The sequence below is a fragment of the Providencia sp. M-27 genome (assembly GCF_011077905.1).
Lineage (GTDB): Bacteria > Pseudomonadota > Gammaproteobacteria > Enterobacterales > Enterobacteriaceae > Providencia > Providencia huaxiensis.
This window is the reverse complement of the sequence record NZ_JAALBT010000001.1, coordinates 243,412-269,109: the sequence shown is the minus strand read 5'-3', so window position 1 is coordinate 269,109 and position 25,698 is coordinate 243,412. Positions and strand designations below refer to the sequence as shown.

Sequence of the window (25,698 nt, the reverse complement as noted above, 5' to 3'; positions counted from 1 at the left end):
TTTAATAAGAATTCTAGAGGTGATTAAATGTAATTAACTCATAAAATACAGCACGGCCTAATAACTCAGCACTGAAGACTAAAAGCGTGACAAGTATTAAAGAGACTGTTTTAATCTGTACAGCACTTCTGATTACCCAAGTAAAAGCACATACAATCAGCATCATTTTGATGAACAAAAAAAATTTAATCCATTGAGGTAAAATTATATTTTCTATAACTAACTGGGTAAAAAAATGCATTAAATATCCAGTATTAACTGCCATACTTATAATAAAAATAACACTCCACAGTTGATTAAAAAATTTCCGACTATCTTCTTGATTAGTGACTATTTTAATGATCAGTGCAATCAGTAGTGAACCTGAAATAAAACCACTAGATATAAAGTTTATTAACGTCCATTCCGAATTCCATAAATAAACAGTATCCAAATAGTAAACATTTGAAATGGCAATGATTTGTGCAAATGCAAAAATAGTAGCAATAACATTGATAATTATTTTTATCACATTATTTATATTAAACCTTTCAAGAAATATCAGAGAAAATAACATGGCACCAAAAATAGATATCGTTATAATTTCTATTGACATAGCTGATGAATGGGTTAAACCGAGTAACACATTTGGAGCCCGTAAAGGAGTACCTAAATGAGTTAATGCCACGGCCCCTGATATTCCAAGTAAAATAAGTAATATAATGAAAATATTAGTAAGCTGCTTTTTATTTATCAGAAATTGATAGCTGACTGAAATGACTCGCAAGTACTGCAAGAATATAAAACTAGCAGCGACCGCTTGAGCTAATACAGTAAAAAAAACTAAAGGAAATTCCTGCATAGTTACCACTCCGCCTTATTAATGATAAAGCCTTGCTGACTATGAGTAGGCTTAGCATGACGATTATGTCGAATAATTAAAGATGGTTGAGTCAGATTGGAATCTGGTAGGGGAGCGATATTAGCCGTTTCACCATATTTAGTTCGAAGGAAATCCATTGGCCCAAAATCAAGAGCCCGTAAAGGACAAGATGCAACACAAATTGGCGCTTTATTCTGAGCTATTAACTCAAAGCATCCATCACACTTTGTCATATGTTTTTTTTCAGGGTTATACTGCGGCGCTCCATATGGGCAAGCCATTTCACAGTAGCGGCAACCTACGCAAATTTTTTCATCAACAACAACTAAGCCATCATGCTCACGCTTATGCATTGCTCCTGTAGGGCAAGCTTTTGTACAAGCAGGATTACTGCAGTGATTACAACTAATCGAAACATAATAGGCAAATACATTTTGTTGCCATGTATCATCACTAGTTTGTTTAGTCCATTCACCACCTGTGTATTCATATACACGGCGGAAATTAACGCCGATTGGTAATTCGTTTTTATCTTTGCAAGAAACCTGACAAGTTTTACAGCCAGTACATTTACTCGTATCAACAAAAAAACCATACTGTTGTGCCATAACCATATACCTATATAGTATTAAATCCTTATAAGTATATTTACGATTTTTTGGCCATTTTTCTATTAGGGGTACCCACATAAAACATGGGTATATAATGTGGTTCACTGTTTTTGAATTCAGCGATTACTGCTAAATTCTATAATTAATAGAACATCAAAAATAACATCATAACCAATTGAAATATATTCATATTTCTCAAATTAGATACGCTAACCAAGAACTATCTAATCAATAAGCGTCAATAATACGGTTTTATTTTTTTCGCCGAATTCTCATTGGAGGAGGAGGAATAGTTGCTATAAATGGCTCAATCTGAATGTAAATTTTAATCATTTCCGCCAATGTAGTTACATCCAAGTGACGTAGTGTACTCGCTTTATGAACTTCTACAGTCCGTGGTGATATGTGAAGAATATTTGACACTTCTAGATTATTTTTTCCATTCGCAAGCAAGGCTAAAATATCACGTTCACGTTGCGTAAGCTTTTGATATTTTTCAATATGATTTTTTTGATATATTTGTTTTTTACTATAAGACAACGCGGCTTCTACCGCACTAAGCAATGACTCCCTATAGATAGGTTTCTGTAAAAAGTCTACGGCACCGAGTTTAAGCGCATCAACTGCCATAGGGACATCACCATGCCCAGTAATAAAAATTATACCTAAAGTTTTATGATTCTGTTGAAGGATAACTTGTAGTTCTTGCCCACTCATTCCTGGCATTCGACTATCAAGAACCAGACATCCTTGCAATACACCTGATTGTTTTTGAATAAAGTCCAAAAATGCTTCTGCTGATGAGAAACATAATGGCTCATACCCTTCACCTTGTAGCATAAATTCCAAGGCGTCTAATACGGATTCATCATCATCAACTACAAATAAAAATGATTTTTTCATCCCAAAATCCTCTGGAGCTCCCGAACATTAAGACGGGGTACAGTCAATATATTTTATTTAACTTTAGCTATAGGGATACGAGCTACAGCTCGGCAGCCTCCGGTTGATAAATTTATCAATTCAAACTCACCGAAATGGGACTCCATGACTTCTTTACAAATCACCAACCCTAAACCAATACCATCTTGCTTCGTTGTCACAAATGGAGTTAACAACTTTTCAAAAGGCATTGATAAACCTGTACCCTGATCGTAAACCGATACTTCAACTTTATCATTTGTTTTCGTTAAGGTAATGGTGACTTGTTCACGATCATTTTGAAATGTAGCATCAATTGCATTTGTCAACAAATTCACAAGCAATTGTTCAATTGCTGCTTTATCCCCAAAGATAAAAACTGCATCACTAGCTGACTTCCAATGTAAGTGAACGTGCTTTTGATCTGCATATATTTTAACTAAATCTATTGTTCCACCGATTAATGCATTTATATCTATATACTTTTTTTCTATTGCTTTCTTTTGAAGTAATGAACGAAAACGGCGCACAACCTCATCGACTCGATTAACCTGTCGATGGATTTTATCTAAGAGTACAGTGATATCTGTATCTAATTTGCCTTGATTCCTTCGTGAAATTTCACTTTCAGCATAGAGGCGAATTGCAGCTAGAGGCTGATTCAATTCATGTGCCAAGCCTGAACCTAATTTATCAACTAATGCGTGACGTTGAACCTTATGCAAACTTTCTTGAGCATGTCTCAGTTTGAGATAATTTTTTCGGTAACGAAGAGACAAAAAGAAATATTGAATAGGAAGAATTGCAAACAGTAATAGACCAGCAATGGTAGCGTAGTAATTATTAATTAACCAATTCCAAGTTTGATACCACCATTTTTCTTGTAGTGGATGCACCCCTAAGTCAGTAAATAACCGATCTAACTCAATTTGACTTTCAGGAACACTCCATCCCAGAGATTGGGCACTCTTTGCAGCAGAAGAATCTGACGGAATATCGAATAAAGCAACAACGACTTGCTTAGCCAATAAACGGTCTGCCGCATTAGTCATAGCAAAACTCCAATTAGGATATAAATGAGTAGATACTTTACAATGCGCGTCAGATTTATTTCGTTGACCAAGTATACGTAATTGATTTGGCTTTAATTCACCTTTTAAAATCATAGATTCAATCAAACAAACAGGTAAGATCGCCCCCTCTATTTGCCCACTAACCAATGCATCCACAACATGTTCATGAGGGTAGCCAATCTCAACCAAATGAGAAAAATACCCCTTAAGCTTCCTTTCATGAATGACATCATGAGCAAATGCCATAAACCCGCCAAAAGCTTGTTTACTCGCAGTCCCAATCGAATGCCCCGATAACTCTTCAATTGAAGATATAACACTTTCTTCTTTCACCCAAACCGCGGACCCTGTTGAATATTTTGTTCCGCCATCCATAGGGCTAATCAAAGTTGCTAACCAAGAGAGTGATGATTTTCGACCAATACGGATACTTTCAGAGGGATTAACGATAATAAAAGGTAACCGTTGCCGTAAAATTTCTTCTTGTAACTGTTCTAGTAATAAAGGCTGTAGAGTGAAGTGATATTCTGGGAGACGCTCATTTAGCCAATCTATAGTCTTTTGCCAACGATTACTCGCCTCTTCTACCCCTCTATCAGCAAAAACACCAACTGTGATTACTTCTTTGGGTACTGAGGCTGGCTTTGATATTGCTAATGGGTTTAATAAAAAAAATAATAAGTTACATAAGCAAAGACTTATGAGTATTCTTTTAAGTATATACATAATAAGGAACCGTAATATTAAGTTCTAAGTACATAAAAAAATTGTTTAAGAATTTAAAAATTAAATTCACACTCTTCACCCATTGAAAACGTACTGTGTTCAATTTTATCTTTCGCAAAGAAAAACATGCTATTGTTTATTATTCTTCTATGATTCAACAGATAGAGCAAATATTTTTCATCAAATAACCACATATCGACATACTCAGAGAGATTTGTCATTCTTCAAACCAAAACTCTTGATGTAACGAGCTGACGTAGACTTTTGTAGACAAGATTGATAAAAACCTAGCATAGATTCTTCTATGATTCGCTACTTGAGAGAGTAATGAAACCTCTAAATTTACCCATTATAATAAGAAAAGGAAAATACCCATAAAAATGCTAATAATCCTATTGAGTGCTGGCTTGAAACTAGTACCTTCGTATTAACGACCATTGTCGAACACTGTCTTATTTTTCGTAAAAAAATAGTTTTTTAATTAACAATTAATTTTTAACTTTTGTTCATTTTCATTATAAATAAAGCCTAAAGTTTAAATGATAAAATTTAATTTCATGATTTCCTTGTGAGATTAGCTAGCAAGTTAAAACAAGCATTTAATTTACAACAAATAAAAAACACTCAATTTCTTAAATTCATTTTGATAATTTAAGAAATAAAGAAACTCATCATAAATGCTATCTAATCATTTTACTCAGACAATAATATTTCAGCCACAAAAAATATTAAATAACACATATATTTCATATGGTTAAATTAAAACAATTTCTTCGGATTATTTATTTACCGACCATTGATAGGCAAATCTTATTTCAGCAATTGCTTAAACCGATGGCCATCATTGATAAAAATCAAGAACCTCTCAGACTTATTTATCCATCATAGTCCGGCTGTAGAATTATATTAATTAAAAAATATTTAAATATATTTGACCGCAATCTTTCAAGGATAGTGTAATGAAAAAACTTACTCGCATTACGGTCGCTGTCATATTTTTGCTTTTACTCGGTTATTTTGGGTTATCTGGATATGTGTGGTATCACGATAACCAACGAAGAGAAAATAATGACATTCAGACATCTAAAATTGCAGAAAATAATCAAGTCCTAAAGTTCTTTGCTGAAAAAGGATGCGATTACTGTCACACGCCGTCAACTGATTTACCTGCCTACGCATCATTCCCCATTGCTAAGCAACTGATGGAGTACGATATTCAGCTAGGTTATAAATCATTCAACCTTGAGGCCGCTCGCGCTGCACTCATCGCAGGAGAACCTGTACCGCAAAGTGAATTAAATAAAATTGAGTGGGTTATGCAGAACCACACCATGCCACCAACGCGTTATGTTGCACTTCATTGGGCCAGTAGCGTCAGTGACGAAGAACGTGATAACCTATTGAATTGGATAGCTAAACAGCGGGAAGAACACTATGCCAGCCAAGATACCGCTGCTGAGCACCGCAATGAACCAATTCAACCAATTCCAAAATCACTGGATGTCGATGATACAAAAGTCGCATTAGGTTTCCGCTTGTATCATGATGCGCGTCTGTCAGGGGATAGCACGATTTCTTGTGCACACTGCCACGCGCTCAATGCAGGTGGTGTTGATGGCCGTAAAACGTCAATTGGTGTTGGCGGTGCAGTAGGTCCAATCAATGCGCCAACGGTGTTTAACTCGGTATTTAATGTCGAACAGTTTTGGGATGGTAGAGCACCTGATTTACAAGCCCAAGCCGGTGGCCCACCATTAAACCCTATCGAAATGGCATCAAAATCATGGGATGAAATCATTGAAAAACTGGATAAAGACCCTGTCTTAAAGCAAGATTTCAATGCCGTTTACCCAGAAGGGTTCACGGGTGACACCATCACAGATGCGATTGCAGAGTTCGAAAAAACCTTAATCACCCCAGACTCTCCGTTTGATAATTGGTTAAGAGGCGACAAGACTGCATTAACCGCACAACAACTCCATGGCTACCAGTTATTTAAAGAAAACAAATGTGCAACCTGCCATGGTGGTGTGATCTTAGGTGGTCGTTCCTTCGAACCGCTTGGTTTGAAAAAAGACTATGAGTTTGGTGAAATCACCGCACAAGATATTGGTCGTATGAATGTCACCTCTGATGAGCGTGATAAATTACGTCAAAAAGTACCAACGCTAAGAAATGTTGAATTAACAGCGCCTTACTTCCACCGTGGGGATGTCGCCACCTTAGATGAAGCAGTGAAACTGATGCTGCGTTATCAAGTCGGTAAAGAACTGCCACAGAAAGATGTCGATGATATTGTTGCCTTTCTTGAAAGCTTAACCGGTGTGTATACACCGTATGTGCAACAAAGTGATTCACAACAGTAAATATCAATAGCTGATTGATATGAAAAACCAATAGCACCGCGCAAATAATAGCGGTGCTATTTTTATTTATAACGTATCTTTGTAAAACACCACTTTCTCTAATACAGGCAATGTTAACTGTTGTTGATATCCATCCAATGTTTCTTTGGCCAGTATCGCCAATGCGCAGTAAAAATCGCTGTTAGCCGAATCTATCAATACTTCGAGAAAATGTGCCGACCAAGGTAATAGATGCCAAGCGAGTAACTCTTCTAAATCAGCTCTGCGATTTTGCTCAGCGAGCCAAGCCGCTAACATCAAAATCAGCCCAAAGTGGTCTTCTGGCTCTTTTTGTGTTGTCACTGGCTCAACACCTTTAGTACGCATCCATTGGCGCAGCTCAACGGTTGAGTCACCAAAAACAATCTTTTCTTTGTCTAACCAGACTGAGCCCCAAGGAGGCGCGGGTAAAGCATAAGGCCCGATAAACAAGCGCTGCCATGCTTCACTGAGGGGTTCATTCTCCTGAGCACTGGATTGTAAAAGCTGGCTAATTTTTGCTAAAGAAGGTAAGGAAAATGGCCATTCTTCATGCCAAGTTGGCTCTTGTAAAATCGAAATAATCTCTGCGTTGTTTTCATTTTCTGGTGAGAAATAAAATAAAGACCCCAGAACTCGCCCTGTGACTGCGACGTGCTCAAGAAAGTGCGCTTCTTGCATATTGATTGTCTCTGAAGTTATCAGCGCAGGGAAACCATCTCCTGCGCTGAAAGGTTTACCAATTAAGCCACAGCCATACCGACTGTCATATGTAAACCATAGAATAGCCCACGACCGATAAATTCACCAATCAGTACCAGCACGGTACCCAGAAGTAGACTCAATACTGAAGGCTGATTTTGTCGCACAACAGGCAAAATCCATAGCAGTAACCCAAGACTGGTCACCACTAAGCGTATCACTTGTAAAACACCAAAGTCAGGGACTAAATCCACTGCTTTTTGAACAGAAGTGGCAATTAATGCAATTTCTCCGCTTTGCAGTAGTACTGACGCGATAGTCACAATATAAGCCACGATACTAATCGCTGCTAACTTACCACTATTAAACGGAAATTTAGCCACGCGTAATAAAAGTGCGCCTAAAATTGGCCCAACAACAAACAAAGTCATAAAGAAACCAATGGTGGTATGTGGCGTATTCCATGTTGGCACCGTGCTTATCATATAAACTCGAGTCATTGCCCAAACAAATAACAGCCCCATCAGCATGGTGATGATTAACCACACTTTGTCTAACCCTGTTGGCATTTTTTTCATTGCAGATAACAGCCACCATAGGCCGCCCAAAGCAAAGAAAATGGAGCCAAACAGCACTTCGTTACTTAATGATGACGCAAACACACGGTTCATCGAGTTAAATGCACGCATCGGTGAGCCCATATGCATCATGGATGCGAGAAAGCCTAAGCCCATCAACACCCATAACGCCAACATTGCATTCACAATGCGCTGTTTTTGGGATTTATCATCTGTCGATAACCAAGCAAGCCCTGTCACAATCACGCCACCTGCAATACTTTGGCCTAATACCGTAAATAAAATCAGCGGCCATTCGTGTAATCCATTGCCCATGTTATACCTCCCGAGGATTGGCTAAATGGCCTGTCGTATCATTGACAGGACGGCTATTGGTATTGGGTTTAATGACAATATTGGGCTTGGTATAGTGCGCTTCAGGTAGTGGCGCAATCTCTGCCAAATTGCCATGTTTTTCACGTAATTCTTCAATGGGACCAAAATCTAATGCACGCAGTGGGCAAGACTCAGCACAAATCGGTTTTTTGCCAACCGCAACACGTTCATAGCAACCATCGCACTTGGTCATATGCCCTTTTTCGCTATCAAATTGCGGCGCACCGTATGGGCAGGCCATATGGCAATAGCGGCAGCCAATACACACGCTTTCATCAACAACGACAAAGCCATCTTCACGTTTATGCATCGCGCCACTTGGGCACACTTTCACACAAGCAGGGTCTTCGCAGTGGTTACATGAAATCGACAAATAATAACTAAATACGTTTTGATGCCATACACCGTTATCTTCTTGCCAATCTCCCCCTGCATATTCATAAATGCGTCTAAAATTCACCGCAGGAGATAAATTTTTGTAGTCCTTACACGCTAATTCACACGTTTTGCATCCGGTGCATCGTGCGGAATCAATATAAAAACCATATTGTGTTGTCATGATTTATCTCCCTATACCCTTGCCACTTCAACCAAATTACTGTGTTGCGGATTACCTTTCGCTAACGGTGACGGGCGCTGAGTCGTCAGGACGTTTAGGCTACCACCATGGTCCACCTTGTTTTCATCAGGTGCGTACCATGCCCCTTCCCCCATGGACACAACCCCTGGGATGATGCGTGGAGTCACTTTGGCAGCGATCTGCACTTCCCCTCTATCGTTGTAAATACGCACTATGTCGCCATCTTTAATATTGCGACGTTTTGCATCAATAGGGTTGATCCACATCTCTTGTAAACAAGCAGCCTTAAGCACATCAATGTTGCCGTAAGTGGAGTGAACTCGTGATTTATAGTGGAAACCACTCAGTTGCAGTGGGTATTTTTCGGTGAGCTTATCATCATGGCTTTCAAAGCCTGGTGAATACATTGGGAGTGCTGATATCAAATCACCTTCTGCGAGCGTCCATGTTTTCGCGATATCCGCTAATTGAGATGAATAGATCTCAATCTTTCCTGACGGGGTATTTAATGGGTTTGCAATTGGGTCTTCGCGGAAGGCTTTATGTGCCACGACATGCCCTTGTGGGTTCATTTTTTTGTAAATCCCTTGCTGCTGGAATGACTCAAAATCAGGTAGCTCAGGTAACTTTTGTCGTGAGATTTCATACAAATGGCGTAGCCACTCTTCTTGGGTTCGCCCTTCGGTAAATTTCTCTTCAACCCCCATACGGCGTGCGATTTGTGTACACATTTCATACACCGTTTTGCTCTCAAAACGTGGTTCAATGGCTTGGCTGGCGAAAATCACATAGCCCATGTTACTAGCGGCACCATCCAAGCAAAAATCCATTTGTTCAGACGCGGTACAATCTGGCAGGACTAAATCCGCATATTTCGCTGAAGCCGTCATATGGTTATCAATCACTACTATCATTTCACATTTTTTATCATCCTGAAGGATGTCATGCGTTTTATTAATATCAGAGTGTTGATTGATTAAACTGTTGCTGGCGTAGTTCCAAATAAACTTAATCGGAACATCCAGTTTATCTTTACCTCTTACCCCATCATGAGTTGCGGTCATTTCAGGGCCGCGCTCTATCGCATCGGTCCATAAAAATACAGAAATACTTGCTTTAACTGGGTTTTCTAACGTTGGCATCCGCTCAAATGGAATATCATAGTTCCCTTCACGAGCCCCCGTATTTCCCCCATTTATACCCACATTACCGGTTAAAATCGGTAACATCGCAATCGCACGTGCGGTTTGCTCGCCGTTCGAATGGCGCTGTGGCCCCCAACCTTGGCTAATATAAGCAGGTTTTGCGGAACCGATTTCACGCGCTAGTTTGATGATTTTATCAGCAGGAATACCGGTGATTTGCGCAGCCCATTGTGGTGTTTTTTCTATACCGTCATCCCCTTGCCCTAAAATATATGCCTTGTAGTGGCTATTTTTCGGAGCATCTGCGGGTAGCGTTTTCTCATCATAGCCGACGCAGTATTTATCTAAGAAAGGTTGGTCAACCATATTTTCAGTGATCAGCACATGAGCGATCCCTGCCACCAATGCGGCGTCTGTTCCCGGACGGATTGGGATCCACTCGTCTTCACGCCCTGCTGCTGTATCAGTATAACGCGGGTCGATCACGATCATTCTTGCATTAGAACGCTCACGGGCTTGCTCGAGTTGATAAGTGATCCCACCACCGCTCATACGGGTTTCGGCAGGGTTGTTTCCGAACAGAACCACCAACTTGGAGTTTTCGATATCAGAAACGCTATTACCCGCCCCGCTACCATAGGTATAAGGCATCGCACAGCTGATTTGTGCTGTACTATAGGTACCGTAATGATTTAAATAGCCGCCCATGCAGTTCATCAAGCGGGCGATTGGTGAATTCGCTGGCGGCCATGAACGTGCGACTGTGCCACCTAATGTGCCAGTTCCATAGTTCAAGTACACCGCTTCATTGCCATAATCGGCAATAATCCGTTTTAGATTGTCACTAATTAAATCGTAGGCTTCTTCCCAACTAATTTGTTTGAATTTACCTTCACCACGTGCCCCAACGCGCAGCATCGGGTATTTCAAGCGGTCAGGGTTATAGACACGACGGCGCATTGAGCGCCCGCGTAAACAGGCTTTAACTTGGTGCTTATTACCGTAAACATCATCACCGGTATTGTCGGTTTCAACATATTTTATTTCACCATCAACAATATGCATTCGCAGTGGGCAACGGCTTCCACAGTTAACGGTACATGCGCTCCAAACTATTTTTTCTTCAGGTATGGCTGTTTTGGGTGCTGTTTCACTGGTATCAGCAACACTATTAAAAGGTAAACTTAGCGCTCCACTTGCAAGTGCGAGTCCCCCGACGGTACTGGTTTGCATTAGCTTCCTGCGGCTGATCTCCGATTGGAGTACTCCCTCAGATAATGCTTTACTCATAATCTGCCTCACTTAACATTGCTTCAGCGTTTTAAAATGGCTTTTTTGAAATTTATTTTTATCTTTAATTTATTTATCGACTTCCAATTACCATTCTATAACCGAGGCACCGCGGGGTATTGTGCACGATCAACAATCCAGCACAAAAAGTATGGTTTTTATCCATTAGCAATCATTAAATAATATTGAAAATAAAACCATCCCAGTTTTTATCTTTAAAAATTAATTTAATTAAAATAAATATAGTGAGATTATTTCTTAAATTGAGTTGATTTAACTATTTTAAAGCCTTTTTATTTAATAAAAATTTTTTACTTAATAAATTGCGCCATTCATTTCTATTGTGCAAATGAACAAACAAATTAACAATTGGCCGTACAATAAATACAGCTATCTTCACATTATTTTAATAGTACTTCCCTACTATTAAGATTACCTCTAACCAATAGCCAATCATATATATCACATCATATCTAAATTAATTAGATACATTCCTTTTAATCAATCGATATTATTAATAAGGCTGTAAAAATGAAAATAAATGTATTATTAGATTTGAAGAATAATTTAGGGGAAGGCCCTGTTTGGGATATTCAACAGCAACGCTTATATTGGATTGACAGTTTAGATGGCCGTGTATTTTCCTGTACGGAACGTGGAACTGAAATTAAAAGCTGGGATGTTAGGCAGAAAATTGGTTCAATGGCTTTATGTAAAGATGGAAACTCCGCAATTGTTGCACTCGAGAAAGGAATTTATCTTCTTGATTTTGCTACGGGAGAAACAAATCTTCTGCACTCACCTGAAAGTGGTAAACCTCATAATCGATTCAATGATGGGAAAGTTGATAGGCAAGGACGCTTTGTTGTCGGTTCGATGGATATGCAAGAAGAGACTCCGTCAGGTGCGTTATATCGACTAGATACGGACTATTCCCTTCATAAAATTGAACAAAGTATTATTGTTTCAAATGCGCCTTGCTGGTCGCCTAAAGGCGATACTTTCTATTTTGCTGATACATGGACAGGTGAAATATGGAAATATGATTATGACGGCTTAACAGGCAATATCAGTAATCGCCAAACATTCTGTACCGTTAACACCTCATCGGGTGGAGCTGCTGATGGTGCGACCGTTGACAGTGAAGGCTATCTTTGGAATGCCCTTGTATATGCAGGAAAAATCGTTCGATATAGCCCTACTGGCGAAATTGACAGAATTATCGAAATGCCTGTTAAGAAAGTCACCAGCGTCGCTTTTGGAGGTGAAAACTTAGATATTTTATATGTCACATCGATGGCAAGGCCGCCTTTACCTCGCTTTCCTGAAGATGGCCAATTACGCGGTAGTGTCTTCTCCATACATAATCTTGGTGTGACCGGTATTCCTGAAAAACGGTTTGGGGGTTAAATAACGTTTAAATCAAAAATGAATATCAACGGTTCACAAATTATTATACTTATAAAAGAGCTACAATTATGATTAAAAATAATGTTTCAAATAATAAAATATCATTTAAGAAAATACATCGTTTCTCGTGGGTCTCATTATTTGTTTGCTGGCTTATTTGGTTATTAAATGCTTATGATAGAGAAATGATATTAAGACTAGGCCCTGTTATTTCTCAGGAATTTAATTTAAGCCCTGAAGAATGGGGGAATATCGTTGCTATTATTATGATAGCCCTCGCTATTTTAGATATACCCGGTTCAGTTCTAAGTGATCGATATGGTTCAGGTTGGAAACGTGCTCGTTTTCAAGTTCCTTTAGTATTAGGTTATACCGCTATTTCATTTGTTTCTGGTTTTAAAGCTATTAGCCATAATTTAACCTATTTTATCCTATTAAGATTTGGAGTGAATCTCGGTGCCGGTTGGGGTGAACCTGTTGGAGTAAGTAATACGGCAGAATGGTGGCCAAAAGAAAAAAGAGGTTTTGCACTTGGTGTACACCATACTGGATATCCCATCGGAGCTTTATTAAGCGGTGTTGTTGCAAGTTTTATTATCTCTGAATTTGGCGAAGCGAACTGGCGATATAGCTTCTTTATACCACTCGTGGTCGCACTGCCTATTATGATTTTTTGGGCTAAATATTCAACCGCAGCACGGATCTCAATATTATATGAGCATATTGAAAAATCAGGCATGACCAAACCAGCAGAAAGTAGTAGTACTCAAGTACAAAAAGGCCAAGGATTTAAAATTTTTATTAAGACACTAAAAAATAGAAATATTGCACTAACAGCTGGGAATACATTATTAACTCAGATTGTTTATATGGGGATCAGCATGGTATTGCCCTCCTATTTATATCATGTCTCTGGGTTATCTTTAGCCGCTTCAGCGGGGCTGAGTATCATCTTCACATTAACGGGTGTACTCGGGCAAATTGTTTGGCCTTGGCTATCAGACATATTAGGTCGAAAAAGAACCTTAATCATTTGCGGTTTATGGATGAGCATTGGTATCGCTTTATTTTACTTCGCAACGTCAATGCCAAAAATTATCGCTATACAGCTGTTCTTCGGCTTGGTGGCTAATGCCGTTTGGCCAATTTACTACGCTATGGCATCTGATAATGCCAATGACCAATCCATTTCTACTGCAAATGGTATTATCACCACATCCATGTTCATTGGTGGTGCATTATCCCCGCTATTAATGGGCTGGTTAATTAATCTTGGTGGAGGCTGGAATAGCTCTTTAGGCTATATTTATACCTTCTTTGCAATGGCTGCCTGCGCACTACTTGGTGTCATATTACAGCTCTTTACTACCCACACATCACTGCATGAAAGCCATACTACAGCTGAATAAATCACTTTAAATAAGGTTGTTTAAACCCATAAAAAAACCCCTTAAACGGAAATTTACTAAAACGTTTAAGGGGAAATATAAAATATAAATTATCGAGTGAATATTTGTTCTGCTAACCGTAATTAAAACAATCCATTACGCAGTTAGGCCACCATCTAAGACCAATGTTTGCCCTGTTAAGTACTGGCTATTATCGCCAATCAAAAATTCAACTAGCTCTGCCACTTCTTGGGGTTGCCCTAAGCGGCGTAACGGGATGTTTTGGCACATAGCTTTTAATTTAGCTTCAGGCATTGCACGGGTCATATCACTATCAATAAGCCCCGGAGCAATACAATTCACACGTAACCCAAAACGCCCAACTTCATGAGCCAATGAGCGCGTCAACCCCATCATCGCGGACTTACTCGCCGCATAAGCTGTCTGGCCAATATTGCCTTTTAGCCCAGTAATTGATGACATCAATACGATCGAGCCATTCCCCGTCATCAACATTGCAGGTAATAATTTACGGTGCCAATTCATCACGGAAATGACGTTGTTCTCTAGCACGTCTCGCCAGATTTCAGCATCTTGATGAATATGTAAGGCATCCCTAGTGATACCTGCATTATGAATAATAGCCGTAGGAGCCCCAAACTGTTCCAATAACGAGCTAGAAAGCGCGTCAACTTGTGCTTCATTCTTACCATCACACGGGGATCCTTTCACCCATGTATCTAAATCGGGGTTTTCAAGACTCGCTTGTGCTTCATTAACACCATCAACGTTACGCCCAGTAAAAACCACATTCCAGTGGCGTCGCAATTCACTAACCAGTGCGAGTCCAATTCCTCGGCTTCCTCCCGTCACGAGTATCCATTGATTATTTGCCATTTTAAGATTTCGGTTCCTTATCAATATGTTCACACAGTGCTTTTACCGAAATTTCTGGATGTTCTAGGAAAAATTCCGCATCTAAAACAACATTAAAGTCACGTTTAACAAGCACCATAAGTTCAACATAATCTAAGCTATCAAACTCTAACTGGACTAAAGTCATATCCGCATTCAACTCTTCTGCTTCTATATCTTTTGCGTCACAGATCATGTCACTAATTTTGATATAAATTTCTTGATATTGGCTCATTTTTTTATCCTTGCATTCTTATTGAGTTATTGAATTAACTTTCAATGTTATTGAATTGTTTATTATTTTTTCCCCGTAATGGGCAGTGATACTGATACTTACTAATCGACCACTCTCACTATCCGCAATGACTAAGGCGGGTAAAATACGTAGGTAAATAGGTTCAGGAGAGGTGATAGGAACCCATTTAGTCAAAAGTGCACGGTCAAAAACCACTTCTTGGTGGGTTTGTACGATAGGATAACGGCAAAAAATATCTTTCAATGTAGAGCCGACTGGCAGCCATTGCGCGATCTCTTGTTGTTGAAATAAAGAGCTATCATGAATTAAGTACCAAAACAAAACTGCATCAATAAATTGCCATTCATACATTTCGTTGGGAAACTGAGAGAATATTGACTGCAATTTCACAAGTTCGGCGGTCGAAATCGTTATCTCATTTGCGATTTCATGTAATCGCGGTGGGGAGGTGACCGACAATTGGCAAGTTAAACAATTTTGTTGCTCATCAGAAGAGAGTAAAGCCACAGATCCCGCTTTATTTCGTGCAACTAATTGATAATCTTTATCGTTCCATAACGGATTGCGTAACCGCACGACACATTTGATAAACTCAGAGTCGATCACCTCTTGTGAAGCCAATAGTTCGTGATTTAATGATTCACTCGCAAATTGTTTCACATCGAGTAGTGCACGCATGCCATGCACACTCAGTTGTTCTCCGCCCTTCGCTTTGACCCATTCAAGGTCAAAATGAATCGGGTTATCATCACCAGAAAATGATGCCCACTGTTTTGCATCCTCAAGGGTATAACGTAATGTCCTCATGACGCTTTCTCTAAAATCAGCGCCGCATTAGCCCCACCGAAGCCAAAACTCAGGTTTAGTGCACGCTTAACTTCACCAATACGGTGTTCGTTAGGGATATAATCGAGGTCACATTGCGGGTCCGAGTGATGTAAGTTAGCGGTTGCAGGCATCACGCCATGTGCCATAGCTTGCAAGCAAATAATGGTTTCAAAGCTACCAGCAGCGGCAATTAAGTGTCCGGTATAGGATTTAGTACTAGACATTGGGATTTGATAAGCTGCCGCACCTAATGCCTTTTTCAGTGATTCTGTTTCGTTTAAGTCATTAAGAGCCGTTGAGGTCCCATGGGCATTGATATAATCGATAGATTCAGGAGCGGCTCCCGCTTGTTGTAAAGCCATTTCAATGGTTTTCACTCGGGCGACACAATCTTCTGCTGGTGATGTAAAATCAAATGCATCAGAAAAATTCGCATACCCTGTAATTTCACCCAAAATAGTGGCGCCACGTGAAATAGCGCTCTCACGCTCTTCTAAACACAACACGGCTGCACCTTCAGAAAGCACGAATCCACTACGGTCCGCACTGAATGGGCAACATGCACGAGTCGGGTCTTCCGCTTCACGAGTTAAAGCACCAAGAACATCGATATTCCATACAGCACAATCGGTCCGCAAGGACTCTCCTGCACCAGCGAGCATCATATCGGCTCGTCCATGACGGATCGCGTCAAAAGCATCACCAATCGCAATAGTGCCTGTCGCACAAGCCGCGATGGTCGTATTTTGATATCCACGCAGGTTCCAAAACTGGCTGCAAGCCGCTGTTGTCACACTTGGCATTGCATAAAAACAGTTGAAAGGCGAGGTCATCCCTGTCGCTTCGAATTCACTTACCGACATATAATTTTCATCAAGCCCTGCCCACCCCGATCCCATAATGACGCCACACATCAGAGGGTCATATAAATCCGTTAATGGCGTGTCTGCGAAGGCCATGTTCATGGCCTCTCGTGCGGCCCCCAAAGCTAAGCGCGTATGGCGCGGTAAACGACGACGAATAGCCGCGGGAACCCCTTTTAAGCTGGGTTCATTATCAATAAGCCCTAAAAAATGACTGTGGATATTTTGCGCAGTTTTATCAACGTAACGATAACCGAGCTTTTTATCCATAATCGCTTGCCAACATGCTGAAGCCGTATCCCCCAATGGAGTGACAGCCCCATAGCCTGTGACAACAACGCGTTTAAAGTGAGATTTTTGGTTCATAATGGGTTGTCCTCTTGTCGGGCGCTACCGCCACCTTGTGCTAGCCAAAGTTGCAGCGTTGCATAAAGATAATCGTATTGATTTTGAGCTAATGTGTTCTCAATAGTTAAAAGGTCATCTTGCGCATTAAGCAGTGTTTGATAATTCGCGGCACCAGCTCGGTAACGGCTGCTAGTGAGCTTTAACCGCTGCTGGCTAAGTGATAATGACTGTTGCAATTGCTGACGAATTTCATCCGCGGCAAAACGGGCTTCCATCGCGTTATCGACTTCTGATAATGCGGTATAAGCCGCACGACGAAATGCCACCGCAGCTTGTTGCACTTGTAAGTCGGATTGTTCAATGGTCAATTTCACCGTGTTCCACTGAATAAAAGGCAGAGAAATCGAACCTCCAACAACTCGTGTCGGGTCACTAAACCATTGAGAAAACAATTGGCTACCCGCATTAAGCGCACCTTGCAAAGACAGTGTCGGGTAGAAACTCAATTTAGCAGCGTCAGAGTCAGCAAGCGCGGAACGAAGACGTGACTCGGCAGCTTGAATATCTGGCCGCTGTGCTAATACGGACAACGGTGTCGCGTTAAGAATTTCAATTCGTTGATTTCGATTAAGTGCGGTGAGCTCACTGGCATGCTGCTCTGCAGGGCGGTTCAACAATAGGGCTAGCGCATTACGGGAACTGTCACGTTCTTTAATGATTCGTCGCAATTCATTTTTTCGACTAATCACAGTTTGCTGCGATTGTAAAAAATCCAGTTGGCTAACTTTTCCTGCCAAATACCAAGACTTAATTTGCTGCTGACTTTTTTCTGCAATCTTTTGGCTCGCTATCAGGTTATCAATTTGTTGATTTAACAGTGCAATATTCCAATATAATTGTGCTGTCGTATTAATAACCACTAATGCTGTTGCATGGTAATCCTGTTCGGTTGCTATTGCTTCCCACTCATTCTTTTCACGAATACGTGCAAGCTTTCCCCATAAATCAACTTCATAATTTAAGTTTAGATTTGAGCTATAACTCTCTTGAGGAGAGGTTCCATTGCGAATAGATTTTGTATTGCTTGCAGAGCCCCCAAGGGAGACATTTGGGGTTATATTAGTGTTTGCTAGCCCGGCCGTACTTCGCGCCAGCTTTAACTTAATTGCCGCTGCGGCTAAATCATTATTATTCTCTAGTACCTGGTTGATCAGTTGAGATAGCTGAGGATCTTTAAAGTTATCCCACCAATTTTCAGTTAGGTTCAATGACTGAACTGACGTCACTACGTCATTTGCACCGGATTGGTGTATTTTATCATCCCACTGCTGTGGCAATGTGAGCTCAGGACGTTGGTATTCCGTACGCGTAAAACTGCCGCAGCCATTTAGCAAAAATAAAGCAGAAATGATATAAAGCGATTTGATATTCATTCGCGTGCCAATGCCTCCGTTGGGTTGAGTTTGGCAGCCCGACGAGCAGGAAAATAGCCAAAAACAAAACCAATTAGAGCGGAAAAACCGCACGCTAATAAAATAGGGAACAGAGTAAACACCATCGTAAATTCAGTGGTGAGATAAGAAAAAACCCACCCCGCTAACCATGCACCGACAATACCAATAAACCCGCCAAGCGAACAAATCATCACGGCTTCTATCAGAAATTGGTTCATAATATCTTTAGGACGCGCTCCGACCGAAAGGCGGATCCCGATTTCATGAGTTCGTTCCGTCACAGAAACCAGCATGATATTCATCACCCCAACGCCGCCAACCAATAAGGAAATAGCAGCAATCGAGGTGATCAGTAATGACATAGAATCGGATGTTTTCTGTAATGCATTTGCGAGCTGGTCATCCGACTGAATAAAAAAGTCCTTTTTACCATGTTCGCGTAATAACAAACGCTCAACCTGTAATTTAGCTTGTTGAGAAGTTAAGCTTTCAGGGAAACGCAACGAAATAAATTCAATGGGTTTGTCCCCGACCACACGTTGCTGTAAGGATGAGTAAGGCACCCACCCCATAACAAAGCCACTCGACATTTTGGGCCCCGGTTTACGGGCAATACCAATAATTCGCCATGGTGAATGGCCAATTTGCACAATTTGCCCTAATGGTTCTTCTTCTGGTTGAAAAAGTACCTCTCGGCTTCCTTCATCCAACACGATAACAGGTTCACTGTCTGCCATATCGAGCGTACTGAATAAGCTACCATATAAAAGCTGAAACCCTTGTGCCGCAAAATATTCTTCTGAAACCCCATTAAGCATGATTGAGTTATCCAAGCCTTTATTAACGACCATCGTCATGCTACTCGCGACGGGGGAAATAGACTCAACCCATGGCAACTGCTTTAGGCTTTTGACATCATTTAACGATAACGCACGCTCCATATCAGGCCGCTTAGCCCCCCACCCAGTGCCAGGGCGAATTTCCAGAGTCGTGCTGCCGAGTTTCCCGATTTCATCCATGATGGAGCGTCTTGCTCCTTCCCCCACGGCCATTGATGACACCACAGAAGAAATACCGATGATAATTCCCAACATCGACAAAAATGCACGCATGCGATGACCGAGTAAGGCCCGCCATGCCATACGAATAGACTCAATAATATTGCGCCACACCGATGCACGGCCATTATCTTCAACAGTAGGAAGCTGGTGTCGTTGTTTTGTGCCTGTCTGCGCTTGGTTCTGCTTATCAGAAACAATTTTTCCATCACTAATTTCAATAATTCGCTGAGTTTGCTGAGCGATATTTTTATCGTGGGTCACAATCACAACAGTGTGCCCATCGAGATGAAGTTGATGTAAAATATCCATCAATGCGTGGCCACTAGCGCTATCTAATGCCCCTGTAGGTTCATCCGCAAGAATGATTTGCGCACCATTGACCAAGGCGCGACAGACACTGACACGCTGCTGTTGCCCACCAGATAATTGATAAGGTTTGTGATCCAAGCGCGTTTGTAACCCTAACTTTTCTGCTAATAAAGCAACTCGAGCGCTCCGCTCATCTTCTGGCATTGCCGTATACAAAGCGGGGATCGCAATATTTTCCTCTGCAGTCAGGTAGGGCATTAGGTGATAACGTTGAAAAATAAACCCAAGATATTGGCTACGTAATTCCGCCAGTTGGTCGCTATTCACCTCATGAACCGCAATCCCATTGATAAATACTTCCCCTTGAGAGGGCTTATCTAAACAACCAATGATGTTCATCAGAGTTGATTTACCTGAACCTGATGCGCCAATGATAGCGACCATCTCTCCTTGATTAATTGATAGCGAAATATCATTCAAAACAGGAATGGTTTGTGTACCAGCTGAAAACTCACGATAAACATGATGAAGTTCAATCAGAGGACGAGTTAAAGATACATTTCGTGTCATCGCCATTATTCACTCGCCACATTATCTGATTGAATAACAACTTGTTCACCCTCACTAATTCCCTCAAGAACTTCGACAAAATGGCGGTCATTAATGCCCACTTTGATGGTGCGCGTTTCCGGTTTTTCATTTTTGATCACGCTCACTTCATATTGGTTTGCACCCATCGCACGCCCCAGCGCACTAGTAGGGAGTCGAATGGCATCTTTTACTTGTGCAACACGAATAAATACTTGCGCAGTCATTGATGTCTTTAATGCACGATCGGCGTTATCAACCTCGAACGTTCCGTTGTAGTAAATTGCGCTGTTCTGTTGCCCTCCAGAATTATTGTTATTTTCATCAAGCGCTTCGGGCGGAATGGGTTGAACATACCCCATCGTACTTTCGTAGTGCGTTTCTGGGTCTGCAATCACATAGAACGTGAGGGGTTGGCCTGGGCTAATTTTTTGAATATCCGCTTCTGAAATTCGTGTCTGAACCTGCATTTTATCCAGGTTCGCCAACACTAAAATGGTTGGTGCTGTCTGTGAAGAAACGATGGTTTGCCCTTCGTTCGCCACAATACCCAGCACTTCACCACTGATCGGCGCGACGATCCGTGTAAAATTGAGGTTAGCTTGTGCAGTTTGTACGTCCATTTCTGATTGCGTGATTAACGCCTCATTGACATTAACCTGCTGTAATTGCGCCTCATATTGTGCTTGCGCTTGTTCATATTCACTGCGAATACCGGAACCATCTCGCTGCATCACTATTTGACGCCGATAGGCTTTGATGTACTGTATTAAAGTTGCTTCTGCAGCCCGTTTTTGCGCCTGAGCACTGGATAACCGGGCGGTTGCATTTTTGAGCTCAGACTGTTGGATAGTCGGGTCGATTTCTGCTAATAACTCCCCTTTAACTACTTTGTCGCCTTGTTTTACATACAATTTTCTGATTTGCCCGTTAACCTGAGCCCCTACGTTAACTTGCATTGAGGGCTTTAATTTCCCCGTTACCATAACGATTTTTTCTATATCGCCACGTTCCACCGATAAAATTACGTTTTCATTCAATACTGGGGCGGGTGATTGCCAAACAAAACGGCCGATCACCACAATCAACACAAGCAGTGCCACCAGCCCACCTAAAATGCGTAATCGTCGGGCCGTTAAACCCAATATTGGTGTTACGTGACGAGAGGTCATAAGGGAGTACCTTCCATTACCGCTAATAAAGAAGGTTCAGATTGAAGCGTGCCTGCGGTGACAGAAGGGTCTTTATTGGTGCTTATCTCAAGACTTAATTTCCCATCCACGATTCGGTAAAGTGCATCAAAATTAGCCGCCAGCTCTTCACTGTGAGTGACGACAATCAATGTCTTACCTGTTTTCTGGCAATGTGATTGAATAGTCGCCATGACTATTTTTGCTGTTTCTTCATCCAAATTGGCAGTGGGCTCATCCAATAATAAAATAGGACGGGCACTGTACAACGAACGAGCTAATAACAAACGTTGGCGTTGCCCAAGTGACAGTGCCGCATGGCTTTCTCTTATTAACGCATTCACTCCACCAGGTAATTGATTAATCACTGCACCGAGTGCCAATTTATCGAGCAGCACTTCGACTCTTTTTTTATCTTTTTCACGGAAATTAGGGTCAAATAGCGTAATGTTATCTAAGACTCTCGCATTGAATAGAATATCTTCTTGGCTTTGCAAGCAAACCAATTGCGTAAGCTGCTGCACACTGACGGCTTCCCCATTGGATTCGCATATTCCTTGCTGTGGGCTGAATAAACCCGCAATGGTACGTAATAACGTGCTTTTTCCTACCCCAGATTCCCCAACAATGGCAACCTGTGAGCCTGAAGGTAAGTCTAATGACACATTATTTAAAATCGGTTTTGCAGGGTCATAACAGAAATGAATCCCCTTGAAAGATAAGTGTGGTGCATTTCCTTGCACTGAGGCTTGTTTCTCGTGGAATGGTTCGGTGTCCTGCTCGCTTTTCTTAGGGAATAAAGAATGGGCGCGTGTATCAATAATATGCAGTTGTGACTTATGTATAATCGCATAAAAAATACGCGTCACATAATTGGTGAAAATTTGACGTAAGAAACTATAAGCAAAGAAATCCCCCAACGAAATTAACTCATTGGCCACCATAGGTAGAACCACCAACATAAAAATGACCATCTCCAAACTACCGATTAATTGATAGATGCCATCTTTAATTTGTTGATACACATTTCTGCGTTGCATACAGGTAAACAATTCACGGTTTAACCATGCAAATTGCGCCTTACGCTGATTTTCTATCCCTGCTGTTTTTATGGTCAGAATGCCTTGCAGCGTCTCCATAAAAAAGTCATTTAATTCTGCTGATTTTAGCTGTAACTGCTGGGTGTACCACCGGTCACGAATAATCGCCCATACACTAATTAAGCCCATCACGGTAACACCCGCAGCCGAAATAGCGGCTAACACGGGGGCAATCCAAAACATGGTACCTAATGCGATTGCACAAATAACCCAATCCGTTCGTAACCCGTTATCCAGCTCAATTTTTTCGGTTAATGCCCTCTGCCAAGCAACAAAACGGCTAAAAACATCCCCGGGTGCGCGTTTTTCAAAAAAGCGCAATGGATTACTCAATAAACGGGAAAAGCCAACCCCGCTTTTAATCAACACAAAGTGTTTTACGAAACGCTCGCTGAGCATTCTCACGCCAAGGGCTAATAGTGTTGCAACCACAAAGGCAACAATAAACCAGCCATAAGGGAAAATGGCATTTTTAGCGTCGGAAAAGGCTTGGTTAATCGCATTGCTCACCATGGCTGGCATTAAAAATAGCGTTAAAGAAACCAAAAAAGCGAATATCATCAACCAATAAACACCGCGAATCTCTGAGGTTTCTTTCAGGCTCATTGCATGAGGAGCTTTTTTCCCATCCCCATCATTTTTGTCTTCTGGTGCTAGCGATTCAATTCTTTCCAGCGCGGTATCCGGCTCTAAAATTAATGCATAGCCGCTGATTTCCGCTTTTAATGCAGAGAAAGGTAACCATTGCTGCCCAATTGCAGGGTTCATCACGCACACGTTATTTCCCTTACGATAAGCAAGCAGCACAAAATGGTTTGCTCCGTAATGTAAAATAGCGGGAAGCGGTAAGCTATTGAGCTCTTGGTGCTCAAATAGCACCGGTGTCGTCGCAACACCGTAATTAGCTAAGATGGACGAAAGATCAATCAAAGAAGTTCCATGATCCGATGCCGGATACATCTCTCGCAGCGTTTCAAGAGAAACGTTGAGGCCTTGGGTTTGTGCTAACATCGCAATACATGCTAAGCCACATTCATTGGTTTCTTCTTGAGAAACAAAATTTGGAATAATATTTTTCATTATTATTTAATGGCTAATAAAATAAAGTGAATGGCTATGCCATAAAAGCCAATCATTGGGATAATGACGAACCGCATTTTCAATAATGGCTGGCATTTGAGTTGCAACATCTTTTGCTGCAACAGGCGGATAAACTTTGATTTGTAAACCGTTTTGGTAGTACAGATGATAAAAAACTACCTGTGCCGAAATCGCACTGGATAAACGCACGACACCATTGTGTAACTTTGCTGCACGGTTAAATAAATGGCACGATAATTTGCTCGACGCCCCTTCCTCAGTTTGAACCGTGTAATCAGGGGTAATATCAGGGAAAACAATCATATTCTTTTGCCCTGTCGCCGTTTCTGTCATCGCGGTCATTAATTGGCTAGCTAATACTTTATTTCCCTGATGAATAGAGCAATAAGATAAATTCACCTGACCTAGCTCACGTGCCGAAGCGTTATACTTTTGCTGCTCTGCGCTCGACGAAACCACCACCGTCGCATTGCCAGGAGTCACCCCCGCCCCAACCATTGTGGCTAAAACATCAGAAACCATATGCAACGGAGCAAGTACAACGGGTTTATTTTGTTGGTGCAAAGGCGCAACAACGCTATCAAGTTCAAGGGTACAAACTCGAACTTGCGCCATGATTTCTTGGTTTTGTCCCCATGTGGCTGCCTCTTCCAAAATGAAGCGTCGAATAGCTATCCAGCTCATATCAATATGCCCTTTCGTTTCCATTAAACTACGAAAGTTTTCCGTGGCGACTTTATTACGATTACGATATTGACGGCCTAATAAACCAGCGCGACATAATAAATTAGAAACAAATAATACCGATGTGATATAGCCCCGACGCAATAACAACCGTAAAAAGGCAAGCCCACTATGATTAAGTTTTTGATATCCTTTTTTAAACGGCATCAAACAGTTTTTCGCTGTAAATACCGTCCAAACAATGAAAAACCGGATCACCGTAACTCCTCATTACTTTTGTCTAATAACTCAAGCATATAGGTAGTAAAGTCTGCAAAATCGCGGTCTTGATAAACAACATAGCGTTTATTGATAATAAAGGCAGGTGTTCCAGTGATTTGATAAAATTTGCTAATTTCAAGCATATATTTAAGACGTTCTTGAACGGCTTGGCTTTCACTGGTTTTTAGGTATTGAGTAGAATCAATATTGTGCTGTTTTAACCATTGGTTTAAGACATCTTTGTTAGCTAAATCAAGCTTATCGCTGATAACGGCAGTATAAAGATCCTGACGGTATTGAGATTCCACACCCATCTCTTCCAATGTCGCAAAAATAGGCGCATAGGCAGCCAGCCCTAGATTATTATCCTTGGCTAAATGAATGACTTTAAAGTTGACATTCTCAGGGAGTGTTTTTTCGAATTGGCTGACATTGTCATGATTTACTGCACAATAATGGCAACCATAAGAAACAACTTCTATGATGCTATTATTTTCTTTTATTGGACTCAACAGAGCTTGTTCACTATTAAATTCAATAAAAGAAGAAACTTGTGCATCATCATTTGAGAAAGTATTAAAAACAAAAATATGATAGGACAAAACCGTCATGAGTGAAGAAACGATAATAACAAATAGAGTATAAAGTGTAATAGTTATTGGTTTAAAACGAGTATTCATAACAGTTAATTCCAT

General features: G+C 41.0%; 21 protein-coding genes. 3 read left to right on the top strand and 18 right to left on the bottom strand.

Features of this window, described 5'->3' with window-relative positions; all coding sequences use genetic code 11:
- Positions 1-13 precede the first annotated feature (13 nt).
- The 4 genes from G6Q48_RS01235 to G6Q48_RS01220 all read right to left on the bottom strand — a co-directional run bounded on the left by G6Q48_RS01235 (position 14) and on the right by G6Q48_RS01220 (position 4,193).
- On the bottom strand, positions 14-841 hold the full coding sequence (locus G6Q48_RS01235) for a dimethyl sulfoxide reductase anchor subunit family protein (protein ID WP_166264137.1): 828 nt from the start codon (positions 839-841) through the stop codon (positions 14-16).
- Positions 842-843: 2 nt separating this feature from the next.
- Positions 844-1,470, bottom strand: coding sequence for a DMSO/selenate family reductase complex B subunit (locus G6Q48_RS01230; RefSeq protein ID WP_102138119.1), 627 nt, complete (start codon positions 1,468-1,470; stop codon positions 844-846).
- 255 nt (positions 1,471-1,725) lie between these two features.
- Positions 1,726-2,376: a response regulator transcription factor gene (locus tag G6Q48_RS01225; RefSeq protein ID WP_166185224.1), complete on the bottom strand. Its 651-nt coding sequence runs from the start codon at positions 2,374-2,376 to the stop codon at positions 1,726-1,728.
- A 53-nt stretch (positions 2,377-2,429) separates the two neighbouring features.
- A complete protein-coding gene (locus G6Q48_RS01220; RefSeq protein WP_166264135.1) occupies positions 2,430-4,193 on the bottom strand; it encodes a sensor histidine kinase in 1,764 nt (587 codons plus the stop codon).
- Between the two features lie 959 nt (positions 4,194-5,152).
- Here G6Q48_RS01220 and G6Q48_RS01215 point away from each other — a divergent pair.
- Positions 5,153-6,559: a cytochrome-c peroxidase gene (locus tag G6Q48_RS01215; protein ID WP_166264134.1), complete on the top strand. Its 1,407-nt coding sequence runs from the start codon at positions 5,153-5,155 to the stop codon at positions 6,557-6,559.
- 66 nt (positions 6,560-6,625) lie between these two features.
- Here the strand turns inward: G6Q48_RS01215 and dmsD are convergent, their stop codons facing one another.
- The 4 genes from dmsD to G6Q48_RS01195 form a co-directional block, all read right to left on the bottom strand.
- Entirely contained in the window at positions 6,626-7,258 is a 633-nt protein-coding gene (dmsD, locus tag G6Q48_RS01210; protein ID WP_102138123.1) for a Tat proofreading chaperone DmsD, read from the bottom strand.
- A 62-nt stretch (positions 7,259-7,320) separates the two neighbouring features.
- The gene (locus G6Q48_RS01205) at positions 7,321-8,172 is read right to left on the bottom strand and encodes a DmsC/YnfH family molybdoenzyme membrane anchor subunit (RefSeq protein ID WP_166264132.1); all 852 of its coding nucleotides are present in this window, start codon (positions 8,170-8,172) and stop codon (positions 7,321-7,323) included.
- 1 nt (position 8,173) lies between these two features.
- Complete coding sequence (locus G6Q48_RS01200) at positions 8,174-8,791, bottom strand: DMSO/selenate family reductase complex B subunit (RefSeq protein WP_166264130.1); 618 nt, start codon at positions 8,789-8,791, stop codon at positions 8,174-8,176.
- An 11-nt stretch (positions 8,792-8,802) separates the two neighbouring features.
- Positions 8,803-11,247: a DMSO/selenate family reductase complex A subunit gene (locus tag G6Q48_RS01195; RefSeq protein WP_166264128.1), complete on the bottom strand. Its 2,445-nt coding sequence runs from the start codon at positions 11,245-11,247 to the stop codon at positions 8,803-8,805.
- Positions 11,248-11,778: 531 nt separating this feature from the next.
- Here G6Q48_RS01195 and G6Q48_RS01190 point away from each other — a divergent pair.
- Entirely contained in the window at positions 11,779-12,657 is an 879-nt protein-coding gene (locus G6Q48_RS01190; RefSeq protein WP_166264126.1) for an SMP-30/gluconolactonase/LRE family protein, read from the top strand.
- A 68-nt stretch (positions 12,658-12,725) separates the two neighbouring features.
- On the top strand, positions 12,726-14,066 hold the full coding sequence (locus G6Q48_RS01185; RefSeq protein ID WP_166264124.1) for an MFS transporter: 1,341 nt from the start codon (positions 12,726-12,728) through the stop codon (positions 14,064-14,066).
- 135 nt (positions 14,067-14,201) lie between these two features.
- Here the strand turns inward: G6Q48_RS01185 and G6Q48_RS01180 are convergent, their stop codons facing one another.
- Genes G6Q48_RS01180 through G6Q48_RS01135 form a run of 10 tightly spaced genes read right to left on the bottom strand, consistent with a single transcriptional unit; the run spans position 14,202 to position 25,683 of the window.
- Entirely contained in the window at positions 14,202-14,942 is a 741-nt protein-coding gene (locus tag G6Q48_RS01180; RefSeq protein ID WP_166264122.1) for an SDR family NAD(P)-dependent oxidoreductase, read from the bottom strand.
- 1 nt (position 14,943) lies between these two features.
- Positions 14,944-15,195 (bottom strand): acyl carrier protein, encoded by a 252-nt coding sequence (locus tag G6Q48_RS01175; protein WP_102138129.1) that lies wholly within the window; start codon positions 15,193-15,195, stop codon positions 14,944-14,946.
- Between the two features lie 18 nt (positions 15,196-15,213).
- Complete coding sequence (locus tag G6Q48_RS01170) at positions 15,214-16,023, bottom strand: MaoC family dehydratase (protein ID WP_166264120.1); 810 nt, start codon at positions 16,021-16,023, stop codon at positions 15,214-15,216.
- On the bottom strand, positions 16,020-17,273 hold the full coding sequence (locus G6Q48_RS01165) for a beta-ketoacyl-[acyl-carrier-protein] synthase family protein (RefSeq protein WP_102138131.1): 1,254 nt from the start codon (positions 17,271-17,273) through the stop codon (positions 16,020-16,022). Before G6Q48_RS01165 ends, G6Q48_RS01170 begins: the two co-directional genes overlap by 4 nt.
- Positions 17,270-18,682, bottom strand: coding sequence for an efflux transporter outer membrane subunit (locus G6Q48_RS01160; protein ID WP_102138258.1), 1,413 nt, complete (start codon positions 18,680-18,682; stop codon positions 17,270-17,272). The genes G6Q48_RS01165 and G6Q48_RS01160 overlap by 4 nt, the downstream gene beginning before the upstream one ends.
- 2 nt (positions 18,683-18,684) lie before the next feature.
- Positions 18,685-20,655 carry an ABC transporter permease gene (locus G6Q48_RS01155; RefSeq protein ID WP_432652925.1) on the bottom strand — a complete coding sequence of 657 codons (1,971 nt, stop codon included), beginning with the start codon at positions 20,653-20,655 and terminating at the stop codon, positions 18,685-18,687.
- Entirely contained in the window at positions 20,655-21,839 is a 1,185-nt protein-coding gene (locus tag G6Q48_RS01150; RefSeq protein ID WP_166264118.1) for an efflux RND transporter periplasmic adaptor subunit, read from the bottom strand. Before G6Q48_RS01150 ends, G6Q48_RS01155 begins: the two co-directional genes overlap by 1 nt.
- Entirely contained in the window at positions 21,836-24,037 is a 2,202-nt protein-coding gene (locus G6Q48_RS01145; protein WP_166264116.1) for a peptidase domain-containing ABC transporter, read from the bottom strand. The genes G6Q48_RS01150 and G6Q48_RS01145 overlap by 4 nt, the downstream gene beginning before the upstream one ends.
- A gap of 6 nt (positions 24,038-24,043) precedes the next feature.
- The gene (locus G6Q48_RS01140) at positions 24,044-25,000 is read right to left on the bottom strand and encodes an ABC transporter (RefSeq protein WP_166264114.1); all 957 of its coding nucleotides are present in this window, start codon (positions 24,998-25,000) and stop codon (positions 24,044-24,046) included.
- Complete coding sequence (locus tag G6Q48_RS01135; RefSeq protein WP_229597488.1) at positions 24,997-25,683, bottom strand: DsbA family protein; 687 nt, start codon at positions 25,681-25,683, stop codon at positions 24,997-24,999. Before G6Q48_RS01135 ends, G6Q48_RS01140 begins: the two co-directional genes overlap by 4 nt.
- Positions 25,684-25,698 lie beyond the last annotated feature (15 nt).

Bases quoted from the DNA above. Each gene is read 5' to 3' on its own strand.
- G6Q48_RS01235 (WP_166264137.1), bottom strand. From the start codon at position 841: ATGCAGGAATTTCCTTTAGTTTTTTTTACTGTATTAGCTCAAGCGGTC.
- G6Q48_RS01230 (WP_102138119.1), bottom strand. From the start codon at position 1,470: ATGGCACAACAGTATGGTTTTTTTGTTGATACGAGTAAATGTACTGGC.
- G6Q48_RS01225 (WP_166185224.1), bottom strand. From the start codon at position 2,376: ATGAAAAAATCATTTTTATTTGTAGTTGATGATGATGAATCCGTATTA.
- G6Q48_RS01220 (WP_166264135.1), bottom strand. From the start codon at position 4,193: ATGTATATACTTAAAAGAATACTCATAAGTCTTTGCTTATGTAACTTA.
- G6Q48_RS01215 (WP_166264134.1), top strand. From the start codon at position 5,153: ATGAAAAAACTTACTCGCATTACGGTCGCTGTCATATTTTTGCTTTTA.
- dmsD (WP_102138123.1), bottom strand. From the start codon at position 7,258: ATGCAAGAAGCGCACTTTCTTGAGCACGTCGCAGTCACAGGGCGAGTT.
- G6Q48_RS01205 (WP_166264132.1), bottom strand. From the start codon at position 8,172: ATGGGCAATGGATTACACGAATGGCCGCTGATTTTATTTACGGTATTA.
- G6Q48_RS01200 (WP_166264130.1), bottom strand. From the start codon at position 8,791: ATGACAACACAATATGGTTTTTATATTGATTCCGCACGATGCACCGGA.
- G6Q48_RS01195 (WP_166264128.1), bottom strand. From the start codon at position 11,247: ATGAGTAAAGCATTATCTGAGGGAGTACTCCAATCGGAGATCAGCCGC.
- G6Q48_RS01190 (WP_166264126.1), top strand. From the start codon at position 11,779: ATGAAAATAAATGTATTATTAGATTTGAAGAATAATTTAGGGGAAGGC.
- G6Q48_RS01185 (WP_166264124.1), top strand. From the start codon at position 12,726: ATGATTAAAAATAATGTTTCAAATAATAAAATATCATTTAAGAAAATA.
- G6Q48_RS01180 (WP_166264122.1), bottom strand. From the start codon at position 14,942: ATGGCAAATAATCAATGGATACTCGTGACGGGAGGAAGCCGAGGAATT.
- G6Q48_RS01175 (WP_102138129.1), bottom strand. From the start codon at position 15,195: ATGAGCCAATATCAAGAAATTTATATCAAAATTAGTGACATGATCTGT.
- G6Q48_RS01170 (WP_166264120.1), bottom strand. From the start codon at position 16,023: ATGAGGACATTACGTTATACCCTTGAGGATGCAAAACAGTGGGCATCA.
- G6Q48_RS01165 (WP_102138131.1), bottom strand. From the start codon at position 17,273: ATGAACCAAAAATCTCACTTTAAACGCGTTGTTGTCACAGGCTATGGG.
- G6Q48_RS01155 (WP_432652925.1), bottom strand. From the start codon at position 20,655: ATGGCGATGACACGAAATGTATCTTTAACTCGTCCTCTGATTGAACTT.
- G6Q48_RS01150 (WP_166264118.1), bottom strand. From the start codon at position 21,839: ATGACCTCTCGTCACGTAACACCAATATTGGGTTTAACGGCCCGACGA.
- G6Q48_RS01145 (WP_166264116.1), bottom strand. From the start codon at position 24,037: ATGAAAAATATTATTCCAAATTTTGTTTCTCAAGAAGAAACCAATGAA.
- G6Q48_RS01135 (WP_229597488.1), bottom strand. From the start codon at position 25,683: ATGAATACTCGTTTTAAACCAATAACTATTACACTTTATACTCTATTT.